Here is a 19,008-nt window from a genome sequence, read left to right as displayed (position 1 = left end):
TCTCACGATCCTACCAGTGCAAATTTGCCCAGTACAACGTGGAATCATGCAGGTCGTTGTTGCATTTATGCAGGTTCACGCACGGCCTGCGGGCTGCGCCTGAAAATATCCGGCCAGGGCCTCAACGCACAGCTGTATGGCTTTGCGCGCCGCGGCGTGCTGGGCCGGGTAATTGATAAACCCATGCTGCATGTCAGGGTAGTTAACGTGGCGCACCGCCGCACCGGCTTTTTTCAGGTGGTCTTCGTTACTGGTACAGCGGTGCCCAGACAGCGTGGTGAACAGCAGACAACTTCAAGTGCTGTAATGACTCCAGCCGCTGCCAGGTCAGGTGCAATACGCCGCTCGTCGCGCGAACGACGCCGCTCAGGCCACGCGACTGGCGAGCACATCGCCAATGCTACGGCGCCGCGCATGGCCTTCCGCCGCGTGGATCAGTTGTTCCAGCTCGGTCGGCTGCACATCGTAGAACTGCTCCATTTCCGCCAGGGCCAGCTTGAGGTCGGCAGCGGTGATTGCCGGGTCGGTCACCACGGGTGTGTTGCCCAGCACTGCGGCGGGTGGTGCCACTTGCCCCTTGGGGTAACGCATGCGGGTGGCATTGTTGTAGGCCAGTGCGCAGGCGAGCAGCGCTGCGGCGCCGAGCATGACCGGGGCCAGTTCCTGCCAGCCAAGGGCGATGGATGCTGGGTCCGCCAGTACCAGGGTCATCGCCAGCCCGCCGGCCGGTGGATGCAGGCAGCGCAGCCAGCAGATCAGGATGACGGTCATGCCCGCCGCCAGGCAGGCACTGCCCAACGTCCGGCCCAGTACCCGCGCGACCAACAAGGCGACCACCCCAGCGCACAGGTAACTGCCGATGATTGACCACGGTTGCGCCAGCGCGCCGGACGACACTGCAAACAGCAAGACCGCCGACGCGCCCAGGGGGCCGAGCAAATGCAGGGCGACATCCATACCGAATACTTGGCCACACACCCACACACTGAGCAGCGTGCCCAAGGCCATGCCGATGGCGGCACGACTCCATTCGGCGGGACGGGTATTGATGGCAGTGGGTAACCAGCGAGCGAGCATTAAAAAGGTCCTGAAACAGCGGGCAAAAAAAAAGGCCTGCCGGGCATTCCGGTTAAGCCTTTGGAAAGTTCCAACATTGGGGGAAGGAACGTACATAGTGTGCCGACCTGGATTGCGCCACGCCAATGCAGATTAATGCAGGTTAAATGCAAAAAAAATGAATTCAAGCGCTAGGGTGAACCGACGGTTGCGGGCTCGCGCTGCCGAGTATGCGTTTGGAATGCTCTTCGCTTAACAGCCGGCGTTGCAGGCTCTCGCGCACCCTGGGGTCGTTGGACAGCGGACCTTTCAGCGCGACGAGGGCATCACGCAGGCCCATCAGCCGGTCTAGGCTGGGCATCGGCACATAGCTGACATGGACCTGCTCACGCGCAGGCGTTGAGGGGGTATCGGGGAATGATTCAGTGGGCACGGCAGAGTCCTTTCATGGATGTAACGGCGATGTAGGTCGCGGGTTACAACGTCCTTGTCCTGTCCCCTTCAACCAAGGGGTAGTAAATAGTTACCGTAACTGGCAAGCGAGTTTACATTTTGAATTCAGGAGCGGGAAAGGGAAACGGCACCAGCCTTTACGCATAGCTGCGTAGGAGCTTTCGCGGGAATACCGGCCGAAGCCGGCAGGATCACGGTTGTAGGGGGTTGCTCAGGTGTAGCAGCACGTAGGGGTTCTTGTCGAATTCGCCGCTGACGGTCGGCGTGAGTGCGCGCAAGCGTGGCTCTTGCAAGCCTTCAAAATCCGCCGCACTCATCACCAGCCACGCCGGAGCCTGTAAAGGTGTGAGGTCGCTGCTCGACTGGGTGAACAGCGGCACCCGGTCGCAATCGAGGTTGACCATCAGCTTGATTGCCTTGGCGTCTTTCCCCAGCCCGTGCAGCACCACAGGTGCCGGGTCCTGGGAAATCCGCGCCTTGACCGCCAGGCTGAACGTACGCGTGTCGTACAGGCTGCGTTCCAGCGGTTCGACCACCACGATGTAGGTTGTCCATAACGCCAATACCGCGGCCAGTGCCGGACCGCCTGTGCGCAGGTGCGGTTTCAACCACGCCAGCAGCGCCAGGACCTGAAGCGCACCGAGCACGCCAAACATCACGCCCAGGTTGCCGACAGCATCCGGGTAACGGCGGCGTACCACTACCAAACCGACCACCAGCAGCGCCGGCAACACAGTCCAGAGGCCCAGTATCAGGCTGCGCAACAGCGCAAACAAACGCCCCTGGGTGACCTGGAACGGGTACGCCGCAATGATCGCCGCCATCGGCAACATCGGCAGCACATAACGGGCTTTTTTCGCCTGGGGAATCGACAGACCGAGCATCACCAGCAAACCCGCCGCCGCGCAATACAGCACCAGTCGTAACGCCGGGTCCGGTGTGCGTTTGCCGCCGACGGCCAGCGCCAGCAGTACCAGCAGCGCCACCGGGTAGGCCAGGGCGTAATTGCCCATGGAACTGGTGAAGTAATACAGCACGCCGCTGGAGCCTTCGCTGCCGTCCATGCGCCCCAGGAACTGCATGCGGATCACGTCCTGCATGAATACTTCGCCGCCACTGAGCTTGGCCAACAGCAACAGCAGGCCGACGCACGCCACCAGCAATGCCAGGGCCAATGGGCCAAAGCTGAACAACTGGCGCCATTGGCGGTTGAGCAGGTAGTAACTGCACAGCACGCCCGTGGGGATCACCAGGCCAATCGGCCCGCGGATCGAAAAACCGACAATCAGCAACAGATACACAAGGTGCAGGCGTTTGCCCGCGCCGAAGTGATCGTGGGCGTAGCCCAGGTAGAACACCGCCAGGGCCACGGCGGCGAGCATCTGGTCCAGGGACACGGCGCGGGTTTCGCTGATGAAGGTGCTGCTGAGCGCCAACATCGCCACGCTCAACAGGCCCCAGCGTGTGGAGTAGGGCGCCGTAAGGCGGTACACCAGGATCACAATCAGCGCCGAGGCGATGGCCGTCGGCAACCACGCGGTAAAGCTGGTGACCTGGCCCAAGGGCAGGGACAACAGCCAGGTCAACAACGTCGACGTGGCCAGGTAATCGGCGTACGGCTGGCCATAGGTCGTCGGGAAAAAGCTCGGCCCATGGCGCAGCATTTCCTGGGCAAATAGCACAAAGCGCGAGTCAAACCCGATGATCGCCTGGTGCCAGTTGCCGGCGATAAACAACAGCAGCGCCAACAGCCCAAGCACCAGGGACTGTCGGCGGATCAGGGCACTCATCAAGGGCGGTTGGGCTTTGTTCACGTATCAGGCTTCCACAACCTGCGGCACCCACTGTTGCTGGGGAATCGGCAATTGGCAGGAGTCGCCACGGCCGATCGGGAAGTATTGGAAGCCTTTGCGCGCAAGGCGCTCGCTGTCGTAGAGGTTACGGCCGTCGAAGATCACCGGGGTTTTCAGGCGCTGGAGGATCAAATCAAAGTCCGGCGCCTTGAATTGCTGCCATTCGGTGCAGACGATCAACGCGTCGGCGCCGCTGAGGGTGGACTCCGGTGTGCCCATTAGCATCAAGCGCGGGTCGTCGCCGTAGATGCGCTGGGTTTCCTGCATGGCTTCCGGGTCGAATGCACGCACGTTGGCACCGGCGGCCCACAGGGCTTCCATCAGCACACGGCTGGGCGCGTCCCGCATGTCGTCGGTGTTGGGTTTGAACGCCAGGCCCCAGATGGCAAAGGTCTTGCCCTTGAGGTTGCCTTTGAAGAATGCATTGACGCGTTCGAACAGCTTGCTCTTCTGGCGCTGGTTGATCGCTTCCACGGCTTCCAACAGGTCGCTGGAGCAATTGGCTTCCTTGGCGCTGTGGATCAGGGCACGCATGTCTTTGGGGAAGCACGAGCCGCCGTAGCCGCAGCCCGGGTAGATGAAGTGGTAGCCGATGCGCGAGTCGGCGCCGATGCCCAGGCGCACGGCTTCGATGTCGGCCCCCAGGTGTTCGGCCAGTTCGGCGATCTGGTTGATAAAGCTGATCTTGGTGGCCAGCATGCAGTTGGCGGCGTACTTGGTCAGCTCGGCGCTGCGCAGGTCCATGAAGATGATGCGGTCATGGTTGCGGTTGAACGGCGCGTACAGGTCGCGCATGACCTCGCGCACTTCTTCGCGCTCGCAGCCGATGACGATGCGGTCCGGGCGGCGGCAGTCGGCCACTGCCGAGCCTTCCTTGAGGAATTCCGGGTTGGAGACAATATCGAATTCCAGGTGCCGGCCAGCGAGGTGCAGGGCTTTCTCAATGTGCGCACGCAGGGTGTCGCCGGTGCCGACGGGCACAGTGGATTTTTCCACCAGGATCACTGGGTCGACACGGTGACGGGCCACGGCATCGCCCACCGACAGCACGTATTTCAAGTCCGCCGAGCCGTCTTCGTCCGAGGGCGTGCCCACGGCGATAAACAACACTTCGCCGTGTTCGACCGCGAGTTTTTCGTCATGGGTAAAGTGCAGCCGCCCGCTTTCCAGGTTTTCCTTGACCATCGCCGCCAGCCCCGGCTCAAAGATGGTCACATGGCCCTTTTGCAGCGACTCGACCTTGTTCTTGTCGACGTCCATGCAGATGACATCGTGACCGACTTCGGCCAATACGGTGGCCTGCACCAGACCGACGTAACCACTACCAAATACACTGATTTTCATGGGGCATTCCTGGAGCTTGCGGGGCTAGCACGGTGGGAGTTGATAACCAGAACTCCGAGGATGACCAGCGCCACCCCCAGGGTTTTTGAAAGCGAAAACTGTTCGTTGAACACCGGCAGGCTGGCCGCCAGCAGGTACACCAGGGCGTAGCTGATGCTCAGCAATGAATAGGCACGGCCCAAAGGCAGGTGCTTGAGCGCGCCGAGCCAGCAGAGCATCGACAGCGCATAGGCGAAGATCGCCAGGATCACCACGCCCAGGGCACCGAGATCGATCGGCGTGCTCAGCCACTCGTGGGGCAGCGGCAGGCGCGTCATGCTCCAGCGCATGCCCAACTGGGCCGCGCTGACCAGGCCGACGCTGGCCAAGGCCAGGGCAAAACCACGCACGCGGCTCATACCTGACGCCCCAGCAGCACAACACCGGCAATCACCAGCGCCACGCCGAACCAATGGCGGCCATCGATGGGTTCATGAAAGACAAAACGTGCCACCAGCGTGACCAGCACAAAGTTCAGGCTGAGCATCGGGTAGGCGATACCGACTTCCAGGCGCTGCAACACCAGCAACCACACCAGCAGGCCCAGGCCCAGGCACACCAATGCGGCCCACAGCCACGGCGAGCGAAGTTTCAGCGCCCAACCGTCCGGCAGGTCGCGCCAGCTTTCCACGGCGAATTTTTGCGAGACCTGGCCCATGCACGTGAGCAGGCAGGCGGTCAGTAACAGGAGCAGGGTGATCATGGAGCAACCTGCGGGAAGATCAGAATCACGATGTTGCCTTGTTCAAAGCGCTGGCCGTCGTCTGGCAGCAGTGCAACTTCGGCGATTTCGTCGTCACCTTTAACGCGCATCACCACGCCGACCGGACCTTGTTTGCGCGCATCGCTCATCCATGCCTGGACCTGCGTGGTGTCGACCTTGTGATGAGTCGCATCCGGGTAGGTGAGGCCGTATTTGACTTCGCCGACGGTGTTGTAGAGCGTCACGTCCGGCCGCGCCAGGCGCCAGGACAGGGCCGATGCTGCACCGAGGTCATTGCTCAGCAGTGCCGTGGCCGGCCGCAGGGCTTGCAGGTGATCGATGATGAATTGGTCCGGGGTCTTGTTGTAGACCACCGAATGGGGCAGTGCGGCGGGCACCAGTGCCACCAGCAACCAACTGCCGAGCACCGGTGCGGCCCACAGTTTCAGCGGGCGCGCTGCCTGCAACAGGTTGGCAATGATCCAGCCGAACAGGAACACGAACACCAGCACCAGGCTGAGGGTTTCCTGGCCCGGCTCGTACACCGGCTTTTTCAATTGGAACCACGTGAGTGCCAGCAACGCGACGATGCCCACCACCAGGTTCAACCAACCGTTGATGCGCAGTGCGCGGCTGCGGCCCTCGGCGAGTTTGTCGGCCAGGGTCGAGCCCATCAACAAGGCCAGCGGCAACAGGCACGGCATTATGTAGGAAGGCAGCTTGCCCTTGGCCAGGCTGAAGAACGCCAGAGGCATCAGTAGCCACAACAGCAGGAACGCGGTTTTCGGCAGGCGTTTTTGCAACCACGCCTGTTTCAGGGTGGATGGCAGCAGCGCAACCCACGGCAGCGAGAACGCCACCAGCAGCGGCAGGTAGTACCAGAACGGCTCGGCATGCTGGGCATCGTCACCGGCAAAGCGTTGGATATGCTCGTGCCAGAAGAAGAAGTTCCAGTAGTCAGGCTCTTGCAGGTGCACCGCCAACGCCCACGGCAGGCTGACCACAACCGCCACCGCCACGGCCACCAGGCCGTAGCCCAGCAGTTCACGCAAACGTTTCTGCCAGATGGCATAGGGCAGGGCGATCAGCACCGGTAGCAGCCAGGCCAGGAAGCCCTTGGTCATAAAGCCCATGCCACAGGCCAAACCCAACAGCGCCCAGGAGGCCAAGCGGCCATTGCGCGTGGTGCTGTCGAAGCAGAACCACAAGGCCACGCCGGTCAGGTTGACCCAGAAGGTGAACTGCGGATCGAGGTTGGCATAACCGCCGAGGGCCGCGACGCTGACAAAACTCATGTACAGCACGCTGCTGACCAGGCTTTTCTGCGGATCATTCCACAGCCGGCGCGACACCAGGTACACCAGCAGGATGCTCAGGCCGGTGCTCAACGCCGAGGCGAAACGCACGCCGAACAGGTTCTGCCCGAAGATCGCCTGGCCCAGCGCGATCATCCAGTAGCCCGCCGCCGGTTTTTCAAAGTAGCGGATGCCCATGAAGTGCGGCGATGCCCACTTGCCGGTCAGCAGCATTTCCTGGCTGATCTGGGCGTAGCGGGTTTCGTCCGGGATCCACAGGCCATGGGTAGCCAGCGGCAACAGGTAGAACACACCAAAGGCCAACAGCAATAGGGGCAATGCCAGACGCCGGATCATGCCTGCTGCACTCCGAGCCAACCCTCACGGCCGGGCAAGGCGCCACGCACCAGCTGTTGCTGGGGCAGGGTGGTCAGGTCCGCAGGCAACAAATCGCCCAGGGGTTTGAAGTCGATGCCGCGCTGCCCTGCCTGGGCGAGCAATTGGCGAAAATCGTTGGCCATCAGAATCCCTTCTACTTCTGCGTGGATCGTGTAGACGTTCAGCTTCGACTCGGCAAACCGGTCAAGGATGAACCCATTGAAATCCTTGGCAGCCACCACCGGCCCGACGACTTCGTCGAAGGTCGGCAGGTCTACCGGAATTTGTGGAGTGCCCGCGCTGCCATCGGCCAATGTCGGCCTGAACAGGCTGGTGCCCCGGCAATCGCTGTTGTAGCGAAAGTTGAAACCTTGCTTGGCTTGCACCACACGTTCATCGGCGCGCCAACCGGCGGCGGCGGAACAGTCGATGCGCTCACCGAGGATGTCGCTGAGGGTGTCGACGCCCCGGCGGATCTGCTCCACCAACTGCGCCTCGCTCCAGCGCCCGGTATTGGCCTGCCAGCCGTGGTGATCCCAGGCGTGCAGGCCGACTTCATGCCCGGCGGCCTTGGCCTGGCGCATCAAATGCCCCAGGTCGCGGCCAATCGGCTTGCCCGGCCAGGCGGTGCCGGCCAGCAAGATGTCCAGGCCATACAGGCCGACCGCATTGGAACGCAGCATTTTCCACAGGAACTGCGGGCGGATCAGGCGCCACAAGTGGCGCCCCATGTTGTCCGGCCCAACGCTGAAGAAGAACGTCGCCTTCACCCCCGCTTCATCCAGGGATTCGAGCAACCGCGGCACACCTTCACGGGTGCCACGGTAGGTGTCGACGTCAATGCGAAGACCTGCCTGCATCAGCGCTTGTCCGCGATTTCGAGCATCGCTTCCTTGAGGAAGAAGTCCAGGGTGTTGCCGATGGTTTCGCTCATCTCAACGGTTGGCTCCCAGTTCAGCAGGCGCTTGGCGTTTTCGATGCTTGGCTTGCGGTGCGCCACGTCCTGGTAGCCAGTGCCGTAGAACGCCTTGCTTTCCACGTCGCGGAAACCGGCGAACGGCGGGAAGTTGCCGCGCAGTGGGTGGGCTTCGAACTGGCGCAGCAGCTCTTCGCCCAGTTGACGGATGCTGGCTTCGTTTTCCGGGTTGCCGATGTTGATCACCTGGCCGTCGCACACGCCGTTGTCGTTGTCGATGATGCGTGCCAGTGCTTCGATGCCGTCGGCGATGTCAGTGAAGCAGCGTTTCTGCTCGCCACCGTCGAACAGACGGATTGGCGTGCCTTCCACCAGGTTGAGGATCAACTGGGTGATGGCGCGGGAGCTGCCGATACGGGCCGAGTCCAGGCGGTCGAGGCGTGGGCCCATCCAGTTGAATGGACGGAATAGGGTGAATTTCAGGCCCTTGTCGCCGTAGGCCCAGATCACGCGGTCCAGCAGTTGCTTGGAGACCGAGTAGATCCAGCGTTGCTTGTTGACCGGGCCGACCACCAGGTTGGAGGTGTCTTCGTCGAAGTACTGGTCCTGGCACATGCCGTAGACCTCGGAGGTCGACGGGAAGATCACGCGCTTGTTGTACTTGACGCAGTAGCGCACCAGCTTGAGGTTTTCCTCGAAGTCCAGTTCAAACACGCGCAGCGGGTTGCGGGTGTATTCGATTGGGGTGGCGATGGCCACCAGCGGCAGGACCACGTCGCATTTCTTGATGTGGTACTCGATCCACTCGGTGTGGATGCTGATGTCGCCTTCCACATAGTGGAAGTTCGGGTGGCTGCGCAGGCGCTCGATGGCGTCGGAGCCGATGTCCAGGCCGTAGATCTCGTAGCGATCGTCACGCAGCAGGCGCTCGGACAGGTGGTTACCGATGAAACCGTTCACACCCAGGATCAGTACCCGGGTACGACGTGGCTTGCGGCCGGATTCGGCGCCGCGCAGTACTGAGCCATCGACCAGGCCCAGTTCGTCGGCCAGGGATGGGCCGGCCAGGTACAGGCCGTTCTCGTTGCGCTGGCCGAACTTGACCACCAGGGAGTCTTCACCGCAGGCGATGCGCAGCGGGTTGACGCTGATCACGCGACCTGGGGCGAGGCCTTCATTGCCCTTGACCACCTCGGCCTGCCACACGATCAGCTTGTGCTCGCCCACGGCGCAGAAGGCGCCTGGGTAAGGTTGGGTCACGGCACGGACCAGGTTGAACAGTTGTTCAGCGGGTTTTTTCCAGTCCAGCTTGCCATCGGCGGCGGTGCGGCGGCCGAAGTAGGTAGCCTGGCTTTCGTCCTGGGCGGTTTCGCTCAGTTTGCCGGCGGCCAGTTGCGGCAAGGCGTCGCGCAGTAGGTTGGTGGCGGCATCACGCAGTTTGGCGTGCAGGCTCAGGCCGGTGTCGGTGCGCTCGATCAGCACTTTTTGCTGGGCCAGGATTGCGCCGGCATCGGCACGCTTGACCATGCGGTGCAGGGTCACGCCGGTTTCGGTTTCGCCGTTGACCAGGACCCAGTTGGCCGGTGCGCGGCCACGGTATTTCGGCAGCAGCGAGCCGTGCAGGTTGAACGCGCCTTTGCTGGCAGTGGCCAACAGCGGCTCGCTCAGCAGGTTGCGGTAATAGAAGGAGAAGATGTACTCCGGGTTCAGCTTGGCGATGCGCTCGATCCACAACGGGTGGTTAGCGTCTTCCGGTGCGTGTACCGGGATGCCGTTGCGGGCGCAGAGTTGGGCGACGGAACCGTAGAAATTGTTTTCCTTGGGATCATCGGCGTGGGTGAACACCGCCGTAATGTCGTAGCCGGCAGTCAGCAGGGCTTCAATACCTGCACAGCCAATATCGTGGTATGCGAAGACAACGGCTTTTGAATTCATGACGAAACCTGATCGGAAGGAGAAGTAGAAGTGGTATGGGAGGACACCAGGCCGTCAACGACGACGACGGGGGCCGGTGCTGCCGGGGTGTTGCGCAGCACTTTTTCGATAAAGAAGCGTGGGCGAGCGCGCACATCGCTGTACATGCGGCCCAGGTATTCACCCAAGAGCCCCATGCCGATGAACTGGCCACCGGTGAACATGAACAGCACCGCGAACAATACGAACATGCCATCGCCGGCCCATTGGGCGCCGAAGGCCAGGCGCAGCACGATCAACGCGAGGGCGAACAGCAGGCCGAGGCCGGCCAGGCTGAAACCGACGATCGACAGCAGGCGCAGCGGGGTGGTGGTCATGCAGGTCAGCAGGTCGAACATCAGGCTGATCAGGCGCATGGCGCTGTATTTGGATTCGCCGTGTTCACGCTCGGCGTGGTGCACCAGGATTTCCGTGGTGTGCCGGGCAAAGCCGTTGGCCAGGATCGGGATAAAGGTGCTGCGTTCACGGCAGGCGAGCATGGCGTCGACAATGGTGCGGCGGTAGGCGCGCAGCATGCAGCCGTAGTCGGTCATGGCCACGCCGGTAGAGCGCTGTACCGCGAGGTTGATCAGGCGCGACGGCCAGCGGCGGAAGGCCGAGTCCTGGCGATTGTTGCGCACGGTGGCAACCACGTCGTAACCCAGGGCGGCTTGCTCCACCAGGCGCGGGATCTCTTCAGGCGGGTTTTGCAGGTCGGCGTCGAGGGTGATCACCACCTCGCCCCGGCACTGCTCGAAACCGGCCATGATCGCCGCGTGCTGGCCGTAGTTGCGATTGAGGATTACCGCAACCACGTTGCTGCCATCTTCGGCAGCTGCGTCTTCGAGCATTTGGGCGGATTTGTCGCGACTACCGTCATCCACCAGGATGATTTCGTATTCGTAAGCCAGTTGCTTGCACGCAGCGGTCGTGCGACGCAGCAACTCAGGCAGGCTCTCTTGTTCGTTGTAGACCGGGATAACGATCGACACACAATGAATAGGGTAGGGTTTCAAAGATTCATGACCTCGGGGCTAGAGCAACTTGGAACGTGAAAACAGCAGTCATCAGTGGCGGGCAGCGCCGTGCCTGACTTGACACAAGGTGGAGTGGCGTATTCATTCGACTTTCCTGAGACGGTGTTGGATCTTCCATGGTGGCGATTTAAGTAAAGCTCACAAAACGCAAAGATAAAGGGTAATCAACAGGTTAGTCGGGGAAGTCGCGGTTCGCTCTCAAGTCCTGAAGCCAAGATTAAGCGCAAAAATGTGGTACGAATATGAAAGGCATATGAAAAACTCGTTTATTTGACAGGTAGACAGCCCGTGTTCAGCTAGAAGATCCACACATCGCGCCGAGCGCTCGCGTGCAGGGGCCCGGAACCGATTTTATTCAACAATCTTCTCTGCAATACCCCCCAAGTGCCGGTAAAGTAAGCGCTCTCTTGCCAGGGTAATCGGATGAATAGCGTGCAGCTTTTACGGCCAGTGTTGATGGGGTTGTTGATGACCGTGGCGTGTGTCACGACGGTGCGGGCTGATGCTGGGGTAGCGCTGACCAGCATTGAGCAACTGCCGGATGGGGTCGAAGTGCGCGGCAAGCAGATCGCCGCGTACATATGGGACGATCGCCAGGGCAAAAACCTGTTGGTACTCGCCGAGCAACTCAGCGAGCGCGACGACGATGGCACCCAATCGGCATTTGTCTATGCCGCGCAATATTTGCTCGATGGCAACCGGCCCAAGCGCGTGTGGATGCTCTACGACGATGTGCAGCATTGCGAATTCGACGCGGCGCTGCGCTTCGACCGGGATGCCACCAAGGTCACCGACCTGTCCGGTGATGGCATCACCCAGGCCACCGTGGGTTATTCGCGTACCTGCACCAGTGACGTGAGCCCCAATGAATTCAAGCTGATCATGCACGTGGGCAAATCCCAGAAATACCGCCTGCGCGGCGTCGACCGCTATGGCGCCAGTTGGTGGGACGAGGAGGCCGGCGCACTGCGCGGCATGCCGCTGCCCAAGGATTGCAGTGTGGCCGCCCAGCAGGCGCTGGTCAGCCAGTACAAGGAGCAGGGCACCGAATTGCCGCTGCCGGGTTGCTATAGCGAAGAAAAAGACTTCGCCAAGGCCCCCGAGGCGTACCTGACCTTCATGCGCCAACACTGGTTTGCCCTGATGCAGAAACAGGACACCGAATGGAACCAGACCCAAACCCAGACCCAGCCGCAAGATTCTGTCGAGGGTGACGACGTCGCGCCGTGACTTTGTGCGAGGGCCGTTGCTGGGTTAGACTCGGCCCCCGCCAATTCACTAAATACCTCGATTAAACAATGGCTTGTTCGAGGTATTTAATCCAAAGGCTGATCTATTTTGACTGAGTCCATTCGCAATCCTCTGACCCTCTACCTCACCCGCCTGGCCCCCTCCAGCCAACTGACCATGCGCTACGTGCTGCAGGACGCCGCCGACCGCCTGGGTTTCGAGGACATCAACCTCGAAGACATCGACTGGCACCTGCTGCAACCTGAACATGTGATCGCCCTGGTCGCCGCCTTGCGCGAGGACGGCTATGCGCCGAACACCTCTTCGCTGTACGTGAACGCAGTGCGCGGCGTGATGAATGAAGCCTGGCGCCTCAGCCTGATCAGCCAGGAACACCTGTTGCGCATGCGCACGGTCAAGGCCACGCCGGGTACGCGCCTGAGCCAGGGCCGCAACCTGCGGCGCACGCTGATCCGCGAGATGATGGACGTCTGCGCCGCCGACCCACGCCCCCAAGGGCTGCGCGATGCGGCGCTGATCGGGATTTTGTACGGTTCGGGCATGCGCAAGTCGGAGTCGGTCAACCTCGACCTGGCGCAGATCAACTTCGAAGAGCGCAGCTTGCGGGTGATCGGCAAGGGCAACAAGGAACTGATCAAGTACGCGCCGGCCTGGGCTTTTGCCAAATTGCAGGCGTGGCTGGATTTTCGGCGTGAACAGCTTAAAGAAGGCGAGAGCGACGACACGTTCCTGTTCAACCGCATCCGCCGGGGCAGCCACATCACCCGCGAACGCATCACCAAGCACGCGATCTACTACATTGCCCGCCAGCGCGGTGAGCAAGTCGGCGTGAAGATCATGCCCCATGATTTCCGCCGCTCATTTATCACGCGGGTGATCGAGGAGCATGACCTGTCGATTGCGCAGAAACTGGCGCACCACACCAATATCCAGACCACTGCCAGCTATGACGTGCGCGAGGACAACGAGCGGCGCCGGGCGGTGGATCGGTTTGATTTGTGATGGGCCTTGCCCGGGATCAGGAGGAGGGTGGGGCACTGCTCAAGTGAGCGGGCAAGCGGCGTAACGTCCACAGGGTCACCAGCAGCGCCGCGACGGCACACAGTGCAATGCCGATCAACATTGGCGCCGGCGCATGGTCAGCAAACACGCCGACCACGGTCATGGACACCGCTGCAGTGATCATCTGAATCGCCCCCAGCAGTGCAGAGGCAGAACCCGCCACCGCGCCGTGGTCCTCCAGGGACAAAACGCCCGCTGCCGGCAGCAACAGGCCGAGAAAACCGAAACCGATGAACAGTAGCGTCATCATCAACGGCAGGCTGTCGACCCACAGTGTGGTCACGGCCAGCGTGCCCAATACGCTTGCCACTGCCACCACTGACCAACGAATCACCGATGCGAGGCCAAAGCGCGCACTGAGGCGTGCGGTCAGTTGGCTCATGGCAAAGAACGACGCCGCATTCAGCGCAAAGCACAGGCTGAATTGGGTGGGGGTCAGGCCGAAGTATTCGATATACACGAACGGCGCGCTGCCGATGAATACAAAGAACGTGGCCAGGCCGAACCCGCTGACGACCGAAAGCCCGGTAAAGAGCGGATCACGCAGCAGCGCCCCGTAACTGCCAAACGCGTTGCCCAGGTTTTTGCCCAGGCGCCGTTCGGCGGGATGGGTTTCGGGCAACTGCACGACCGTCATCACCAGGCACGCCACGGCTACCGCGGCGAGCAGTGCAAACACTTCGCGCCAACTCCAGATCGAAATCACTACGCTGCCGGCCAGCGGTGCAAGAATCGGCGAAACACTCATCACCAGCATCAGCAAGGCCATCAGGCGTGCGGCTTCGTGGCCGGTGTACAGATCGCGCACAATCGCCCGGGGAATCACCATCCCTGCACAGGCGCCAAACGCCTGCAGCGCACGAAAGCCGATCAGCACTTCAATGCTCGGGGCCAGCGCACAACCGACACTGCCCACCGCAAAAATCACCAGCCCGGCGTAAATCGGCGGTTTGCGCCCGAATACATCACTGATCGGCCCATAGAACAGCTGGCACACGCCGATGATCATGAAGAACACGGTCAGGCTCATCTGCACCGCAGCCGGCGAGGCTTGCAGGCTGGCGCCGAGGGTGGGGAGCGCGGGCAGGTAGCTGTCGATGGCGAACGGGCCGACGGCGGTGATCAAGCCCAGGAGCAGGGCGAGGCGAGCAATACTTCGAGACATGGGCTATTCCAGCCAAGCAAGGGCCGGCCAGCTTAAGGTATCCGCGCAAATCCGCAAACTTAGGCTTCAATAACAAGCAATTGATGCCGATAACAGTTCAGGCGAAGCCCAATTGGCGGCCAGGCACGGGGATACCAGCATGACGATTAAACTACGCTTGATGCTGTTGATTGCGACAGGCTTGATTACCGCCTTGATCATGAGCCTGGCCAGCTACGTGGGTAACAGCCGGATGAGCAGCGCCGTGCAGGACAATGAGCAGAGCATGACGGTGCTGCGCAATCATATGGAAGCCGACATGATGCACGACGCGCTGCGGGCGGACGTGTTGTCGGCGATGTTGGTGGGGTTGGGCAAAAGCACCAGTACCGAGGCCGAGGTCAACAGCTCGCTGAAGGAACACGCCGAGCACTTTCGCCAGGTCCTGGCGGACAACCTCAAGCTGCCGCTGGATGATTCGCTCAGGGCCAGCCTGGAAAAAATCAAACCCAGCCTCGACACCTATATCAGTGCCGGCGAGCGCATCGTCACCTTGGCCCTAGCCAATCCGGAAGCGGCACGCGAGCAACTGGGCACCTTTAATAGCGCCTTCACTCAGCTTGAAGAGCAAATGGCAGGCCTGAGCGAACTGATCGAATCCAACACCCAACAAACCAGCGTCGGCACGCGGCAGACGATCAGCAACGCCAACTTGACCTTGGGCGCCGTGCTGATTGCCAGCCTGTTGTTGCTGTTGGCGCAAGGCCGCTGGGTCATGTTGAGCATTATGGAGCCGCTGCAGGCCGCCAGCCGCATTGCCGCCAGCATCGCCCGAGGCAACTTGAGCGAGCCGATTGTCGAACCGGCGCGCAAGGATGAAGCCAGCACATTGATCCGCAGCCTCGCCACCATGCAGCGCGACTTGCGCGGCATGATCGAAGTGGTGCGCAGCAACGCCCATGGCGTCAACGGCATGAGTGAAAAACTCAGCCACGGCTGCCATGAAGTGGCCGGCAGCAGCCAGCAACAAAGCGCGGCGGCCAGCACCATGGCGGCAGCGGCGAGTGAAATGACCGCCAGCATCGAGGAAATCACCCGGCACGCCGGTCGTGCGTTGAATATGGCGCATCAGGCCGAGTCCTTGGCCAAGGACGGCGGCCGGGTGATTCATCAAGTCGTCAGTGACATGGACGGCATCGCCCGCTCGGCGCAGCAATCGGCCCAGGTTATCCGTACGCTGGATAAGGAGTCCGAGGCGATTTTCAGCATTATCCAAGTGATCAAGGGCATCGCCGACCAAACCAATCTGCTGGCGTTGAATGCCGCGATCGAAGCAGCCCGCGCCGGCGAACAGGGACGGGGTTTCGCGGTGGTCGCCGATGAAGTGCGCAGCCTGGCAGGCCGCACCAGCACGTCCACCCAGGAAATTGCCAGCATGGTCGCACGCATCCAGCAAAACACCCGGGAAGCAGTGACCAGCATGGAGGAGGGCGTCGCACAGGTGGATAAAGGCATGGCGGTGACGGCGGAAGTCGAACGGGCCATCCGCGAGATTTTGCAGGCCACGTTGAGCACCACCGAGTTGGTCAACGACATCTCCCGCACCATCGGCGAACAAAGCCTGGCCAGCAATGAAATCGCCCATCAAGTGGAGATGATTGCGGGCATGTCGGAGAGTAATAGCCGAGTGATTGCCACGACTGCGTCGACGACGGATGAATTGTCATCGTTGGCGGGGGAGCTTTCGCAGTCGGTGGATCGTTTCAGATTGTAGGTTGATTATAACTAAACTAAATGACTATTTAGTTTAGTTATAACTTGTTTGAATAGCGTCAGGCGGGTTAGGGCGCCTTTTTGTCAGTATTGCCAAGGCTGAAAGGCGTTTATTCACGAAATAACCCACCACGCGTCAACGGCATAATTACCGGCCGGAGCCCCTGACATTTGAGGGGTAACCGATGCTTGCGGATTTACGCACTACAAAAGCGCCGAGCCCCAAACATTGCTATGTCGTTGAAAGGCCACGAAATTACAAATAAAGATTATTGCGTAGGGAAATTTTTCCGAACGCCCTTGAATTTTTGTCTTCTGTTCCTACCTAGGGTTTTACGTGATGCCGAATGAGGGTCACGTCTCAAATCACTTGGAGAAAACTCAGGAGATTTAGCAATGGCTACTACTCTTTCGTTGGCCCCACTTTTCCGCCATTCGGTCGGCTTTGACCGTTTCAATGACCTTTTCGAATCGGCGCTTCGCAGTGAGGCCGGAACTTCCTATCCTCCCCACAACGTCGAAAAGCACGGCGATGACCATTATCGAATTGTCATCGCGGTAGCAGGCCTTGCTGAGGCGGATTTAGACATCCAGGTTGAAAAAGGCGTTTTGACGGTCGCTGGTGATAAGCGAGAAAGCAACGAAGATGTCACCTACCTGCATCAAGGTATCGCTCAGCGGGCGTTCCGGCTGTCGTTCCGCTTGATGGATCACATTGAGGTGCAGGGTGCGAAGCTCGCCAACGGCTTGCTGAATATTGACTTGCTCAGAGTTGTACCGGAGGAGGCGAAGCCTAAGCGCATCATGATCGGAGCGGCTGAGTCTACTGACTCTAAGCCGGTCAGTGAGCAGTAAGGTGAACAATGAGGCGCTCTTCGGAGCGCCTTTTTTTTGAGTATCACTACATCAGTTATCACCTGATGCATCGATACAACTGGATTCGAGCGCACCAGTTCAACGACGGGCTGGGCCCGGCTCAGGCCGAGAAAAAACTTAACGTCGTGTCCGGGATTAGTTGACCACTGCACACAGTCCTTGAAGCGAGAAGAGTTGAGGGTTGAGAGGATTGCCATTGGCCAGAGAGTAACCCTTGGTTTGAGATTTGCAATCTGGCCTGTAACGCCCCTGTTGGGTGTGTATTATATTACGCATAATGTATATTATGTTAAACGACAGGTCATGTCATAGATGTTCATGAGCTGCCTAAGCCACTGATTCGACGAATTCGTTGTTGACGCCTAAAAGGTTCTCAGCACGCCTATGTCAGCATAAATGATCGCGAGCATGATTCCGCCGACCCGCGCGTCGAAGAGCCTGCGCTCAAAACACATGGGCGAACTGTAGGCATCTCCGCACAGTTGTATGAGGTCTACGAGCGCTATATCCAGAGCGAACGGCGCCCTTTGCGTAACGGAAAACCGATGAAATTGCTGTACCGCTATTTGTTCATCTCGAATCGTGGCCGCCCGCTGTCGATCCGCGCGTTGTCAAACGTCCTTGATCGGCTGTTTCTGACCATTGAGCTGGCTCAGCCGGGGTTGTTGCCTACACTTTCTGCACATGACTTTCGCCACACATTTGCAGACCGGTTTTTGGCTTACCTGGTCGAAAAGCGTGGGCATGACCTCGAGCGGGCCACGCCGGCAGTCATCAACCAATCTCCAGGGCGTTTATCTTTCCATCATGAACACTGAAGGTGTATGTCACTACCGCAGGACTGCCGGGAAAATTACCGGAGAGCCGCACGCTGATCACCGACTTTGCCTCATCCTCCTGACTGTCCACGGGTTCGGCCGTGTATTGGTACTTCGCTTTCGCTGCCGCTCTCCATGCGGTGATGGCATCAATACCCACGATGGTTTTTCCTTCATCCAGGACTGTCGCATCCTGCGTAAATACTGTGTTTAAGGTGCCGACGTCGGTGCCGGTCTCACTTGTAAAATAGGCTTCAATGGCTGGATGCCGACTAATACTCATCGAGTTATTCTCCTGATAGACAAGTGCTACTCATGATCAGCGCCTCAGCCAAACTCGACAAGAACGCACGAAAAAGTAAGTGACTACCAATGAGCCATAACAAGGTCTACACGCCTGATTCAGCTGCCGAAGATGTCAATGCCGTATTTGCACTACTGCGCGGCAGATGGAAACTGGTCATTTTGTTTCATCTCTTCGATGGCAAGGTTCAGCGCTTTTCAGATCTCGAACGTGTGGTCAGTGGCATATCTCAAAAAATGCTGGCTCAACAACTGCGGGGGCTGGAGCAAGATGGGCTGGTGATACGTACCGTCTACGACGAAAAACCACCTCGAGTGGACTACCGCCTGACGGCTTGGGGACAAAAGCTTTGTCCGGTGCTTGATGGCATGTTGAAGTGGGCCGAGGCCGACCACGAACAGGCATCACCCTCCTCCTCTCTTCCGGCCTAGGTGTTCGAGGGCCGGGCTCTGGTTACGACGGCGGTATAGCAAGGCGCCCGGTTGCGTGGCTGAACGCTAGGCGGTAGATCGCTCGGGCTTGAGCGCGCCTGGTGATTACGATCTACGCTAAGACACTGGCGCCTTTAGTCGCCAAGAATACCTTCGTGGAGCAAGCTGTCCCTGCTGGTGTCGTTGGTGTGGCTCATGCGAGATTTGGACGCAGTGAGTACATCCGAGTAACAGTCGCCTGCTGGTCATAAATCAGACAGATGGCACTTAGGTTGTCTAAAGTTGTGACGCACGGCGCAGATAACTCGTATGTCATCTCCAC

17 protein-coding genes and 2 pseudogenes are annotated in these 19,008 nt (G+C 60.0%); 7 read left to right on the top strand and 12 right to left on the bottom strand.

Annotation, left to right across the window (positions count from 1 at the left end):
- Nucleotides 1-366: 366 nt before the first annotated feature.
- The 10 genes from PSH81_RS13240 to arnC all read right to left on the bottom strand — a co-directional run bounded on the left by PSH81_RS13240 (nucleotide 367) and on the right by arnC (nucleotide 11,006).
- Complete coding sequence (locus PSH81_RS13240) at nucleotides 367-1,077, bottom strand: HPP family protein (RefSeq protein WP_192300061.1); 711 nt, start codon at nucleotides 1,075-1,077, stop codon at nucleotides 367-369.
- 163 nt (nucleotides 1,078-1,240) lie between these two features.
- Nucleotides 1,241-1,489 (bottom strand): type VI secretion system contractile sheath small subunit, encoded by a 249-nt coding sequence (locus PSH81_RS27555; RefSeq protein WP_370694896.1) that lies wholly within the window; start codon nucleotides 1,487-1,489, stop codon nucleotides 1,241-1,243.
- Nucleotides 1,490-1,700: 211 nt separating this feature from the next.
- On the bottom strand, nucleotides 1,701-3,323 hold the full coding sequence (locus tag PSH81_RS13230) for a glycosyltransferase family 39 protein (protein ID WP_305392735.1): 1,623 nt from the start codon (nucleotides 3,321-3,323) through the stop codon (nucleotides 1,701-1,703).
- Nucleotides 3,324-3,326: 3 nt separating this feature from the next.
- The gene (locus PSH81_RS13225; RefSeq protein ID WP_226456785.1) at nucleotides 3,327-4,706 is read right to left on the bottom strand and encodes a UDP-glucose/GDP-mannose dehydrogenase family protein; all 1,380 of its coding nucleotides are present in this window, start codon (nucleotides 4,704-4,706) and stop codon (nucleotides 3,327-3,329) included.
- Nucleotides 4,703-5,104, bottom strand: coding sequence for a 4-amino-4-deoxy-L-arabinose-phosphoundecaprenol flippase subunit ArnF (gene arnF, locus PSH81_RS13220; RefSeq protein WP_226456784.1), 402 nt, complete (start codon nucleotides 5,102-5,104; stop codon nucleotides 4,703-4,705). Before arnF ends, PSH81_RS13225 begins: the two co-directional genes overlap by 4 nt.
- Nucleotides 5,101-5,448, bottom strand: a complete 348-nt coding sequence (gene arnE / locus PSH81_RS13215) for a 4-amino-4-deoxy-L-arabinose-phosphoundecaprenol flippase subunit ArnE (RefSeq protein ID WP_192300065.1) — start codon at nucleotides 5,446-5,448, stop codon at nucleotides 5,101-5,103. The genes arnF and arnE overlap by 4 nt, the downstream gene beginning before the upstream one ends.
- Nucleotides 5,445-7,100 carry a lipid IV(A) 4-amino-4-deoxy-L-arabinosyltransferase gene (gene arnT / locus PSH81_RS13210; protein ID WP_305392734.1) on the bottom strand — a complete coding sequence of 552 codons (1,656 nt, stop codon included), beginning with the start codon at nucleotides 7,098-7,100 and terminating at the stop codon, nucleotides 5,445-5,447. Before arnT ends, arnE begins: the two co-directional genes overlap by 4 nt.
- A complete protein-coding gene (arnD, locus tag PSH81_RS13205) occupies nucleotides 7,097-7,981 on the bottom strand; it encodes a 4-deoxy-4-formamido-L-arabinose-phosphoundecaprenol deformylase (RefSeq protein WP_192300067.1) in 885 nt (294 codons plus the stop codon). Before arnD ends, arnT begins: the two co-directional genes overlap by 4 nt.
- Entirely contained in the window at nucleotides 7,981-9,972 is a 1,992-nt protein-coding gene (arnA, locus tag PSH81_RS13200; RefSeq protein WP_305392733.1) for a bifunctional UDP-4-amino-4-deoxy-L-arabinose formyltransferase/UDP-glucuronic acid oxidase ArnA, read from the bottom strand. Before arnA ends, arnD begins: the two co-directional genes overlap by 1 nt.
- Complete coding sequence (gene arnC / locus PSH81_RS13195) at nucleotides 9,969-11,006, bottom strand: undecaprenyl-phosphate 4-deoxy-4-formamido-L-arabinose transferase (protein WP_226456781.1); 1,038 nt, start codon at nucleotides 11,004-11,006, stop codon at nucleotides 9,969-9,971. Before arnC ends, arnA begins: the two co-directional genes overlap by 4 nt.
- Before the next feature lie 444 nt (nucleotides 11,007-11,450).
- On the opposite strand from arnC, the gene PSH81_RS13190 reads away from it, so the two are divergent.
- Together PSH81_RS13190 and xerC are read left to right on the top strand one after the other, a co-directional pair.
- Entirely contained in the window at nucleotides 11,451-12,257 is an 807-nt protein-coding gene (locus PSH81_RS13190; RefSeq protein WP_305392732.1) for a M949_RS01915 family surface polysaccharide biosynthesis protein, read from the top strand.
- A 108-nt stretch (nucleotides 12,258-12,365) separates the two neighbouring features.
- Complete coding sequence (gene xerC / locus PSH81_RS13185) at nucleotides 12,366-13,280, top strand: tyrosine recombinase XerC (protein ID WP_192300071.1); 915 nt, start codon at nucleotides 12,366-12,368, stop codon at nucleotides 13,278-13,280.
- A gap of 16 nt (nucleotides 13,281-13,296) precedes the next feature.
- On the opposite strand, the gene PSH81_RS13180 is transcribed toward xerC, so the two are convergent.
- A complete protein-coding gene (locus PSH81_RS13180) occupies nucleotides 13,297-14,505 on the bottom strand; it encodes a multidrug effflux MFS transporter (RefSeq protein WP_305392731.1) in 1,209 nt (402 codons plus the stop codon).
- Between the two features lie 139 nt (nucleotides 14,506-14,644).
- Here PSH81_RS13180 and PSH81_RS27550 point away from each other — a divergent pair.
- The 4 genes and pseudogenes from PSH81_RS27550 to PSH81_RS13165 all read left to right on the top strand — a co-directional run.
- Nucleotides 14,645-15,352: pseudogene (locus PSH81_RS27550) on the top strand (MCP four helix bundle domain-containing protein); the annotation flags it as partial.
- 42 nt (nucleotides 15,353-15,394) lie between these two features.
- Nucleotides 15,395-16,258, top strand: coding sequence for a methyl-accepting chemotaxis protein (locus tag PSH81_RS27545; protein ID WP_370694914.1), 864 nt, complete (start codon nucleotides 15,395-15,397; stop codon nucleotides 16,256-16,258).
- A gap of 395 nt (nucleotides 16,259-16,653) precedes the next feature.
- Nucleotides 16,654-17,112 (top strand): Hsp20 family protein, encoded by a 459-nt coding sequence (locus PSH81_RS13170; protein ID WP_305392729.1) that lies wholly within the window; start codon nucleotides 16,654-16,656, stop codon nucleotides 17,110-17,112.
- 386 nt (nucleotides 17,113-17,498) lie between these two features.
- Nucleotides 17,499-17,951 (top strand): annotated as a pseudogene (locus tag PSH81_RS13165) (tyrosine-type recombinase/integrase); the annotation flags it as partial.
- On the opposite strand, the gene PSH81_RS13160 reads toward PSH81_RS13165, so the two are convergent.
- Nucleotides 17,908-18,234: a nuclear transport factor 2 family protein gene (locus PSH81_RS13160; protein ID WP_305392728.1), complete on the bottom strand. Its 327-nt coding sequence runs from the start codon at nucleotides 18,232-18,234 to the stop codon at nucleotides 17,908-17,910. The pseudogene PSH81_RS13165 and the gene PSH81_RS13160 sit on opposite strands and share 44 nt — an antisense overlap.
- 89 nt (nucleotides 18,235-18,323) lie before the next feature.
- Here PSH81_RS13160 and PSH81_RS13155 point away from each other — a divergent pair, with 89 nt between their 5' ends.
- Nucleotides 18,324-18,686: a helix-turn-helix domain-containing protein gene (locus PSH81_RS13155; protein ID WP_305392727.1), complete on the top strand. Its 363-nt coding sequence runs from the start codon at nucleotides 18,324-18,326 to the stop codon at nucleotides 18,684-18,686.
- The last annotated feature ends 322 nt before the right edge of the window (nucleotides 18,687-19,008 follow it).

This window comes from Pseudomonas sp. FP2335 (genome assembly GCF_030687535.1).
GTDB lineage: Bacteria > Pseudomonadota > Gammaproteobacteria > Pseudomonadales > Pseudomonadaceae > Aquipseudomonas.
This window is presented reverse-complemented; position numbering and strand designations above follow the sequence as displayed.

What these genes read in the sequence shown, in the direction of transcription:
- PSH81_RS13240 (WP_192300061.1), bottom strand. Translation starts at nt 1,077, where the DNA reads ATGCTCGCTCGCTGGTTACCCACTGCCATCAATACCCGTCCCGCCGAA.
- PSH81_RS13225 (WP_226456785.1), bottom strand. Translation starts at nt 4,706, where the DNA reads ATGAAAATCAGTGTATTTGGTAGTGGTTACGTCGGTCTGGTGCAGGCC.
- arnF (WP_226456784.1), bottom strand. Translation starts at nt 5,104, where the DNA reads ATGAGCCGCGTGCGTGGTTTTGCCCTGGCCTTGGCCAGCGTCGGCCTG.
- arnE (WP_192300065.1), bottom strand. Translation starts at nt 5,448, where the DNA reads ATGATCACCCTGCTCCTGTTACTGACCGCCTGCCTGCTCACGTGCATG.
- arnT (WP_305392734.1), bottom strand. Translation starts at nt 7,100, where the DNA reads ATGATCCGGCGTCTGGCATTGCCCCTATTGCTGTTGGCCTTTGGTGTG.
- arnD (WP_192300067.1), bottom strand. Translation starts at nt 7,981, where the DNA reads ATGCAGGCAGGTCTTCGCATTGACGTCGACACCTACCGTGGCACCCGT.
- arnA (WP_305392733.1), bottom strand. Translation starts at nt 9,972, where the DNA reads ATGAATTCAAAAGCCGTTGTCTTCGCATACCACGATATTGGCTGTGCA.
- PSH81_RS13190 (WP_305392732.1), top strand. Translation starts at nt 11,451, where the DNA reads ATGAATAGCGTGCAGCTTTTACGGCCAGTGTTGATGGGGTTGTTGATG.
- PSH81_RS13180 (WP_305392731.1), bottom strand. Translation starts at nt 14,505, where the DNA reads ATGTCTCGAAGTATTGCTCGCCTCGCCCTGCTCCTGGGCTTGATCACC.
- PSH81_RS27545 (WP_370694914.1), top strand. Translation starts at nt 15,395, where the DNA reads ATGCAGCGCGACTTGCGCGGCATGATCGAAGTGGTGCGCAGCAACGCC.
- PSH81_RS13170 (WP_305392729.1), top strand. Translation starts at nt 16,654, where the DNA reads ATGGCTACTACTCTTTCGTTGGCCCCACTTTTCCGCCATTCGGTCGGC.
- PSH81_RS13160 (WP_305392728.1), bottom strand. Translation starts at nt 18,234, where the DNA reads ATGAGTATTAGTCGGCATCCAGCCATTGAAGCCTATTTTACAAGTGAG.
- PSH81_RS13155 (WP_305392727.1), top strand. Translation starts at nt 18,324, where the DNA reads ATGAGCCATAACAAGGTCTACACGCCTGATTCAGCTGCCGAAGATGTC.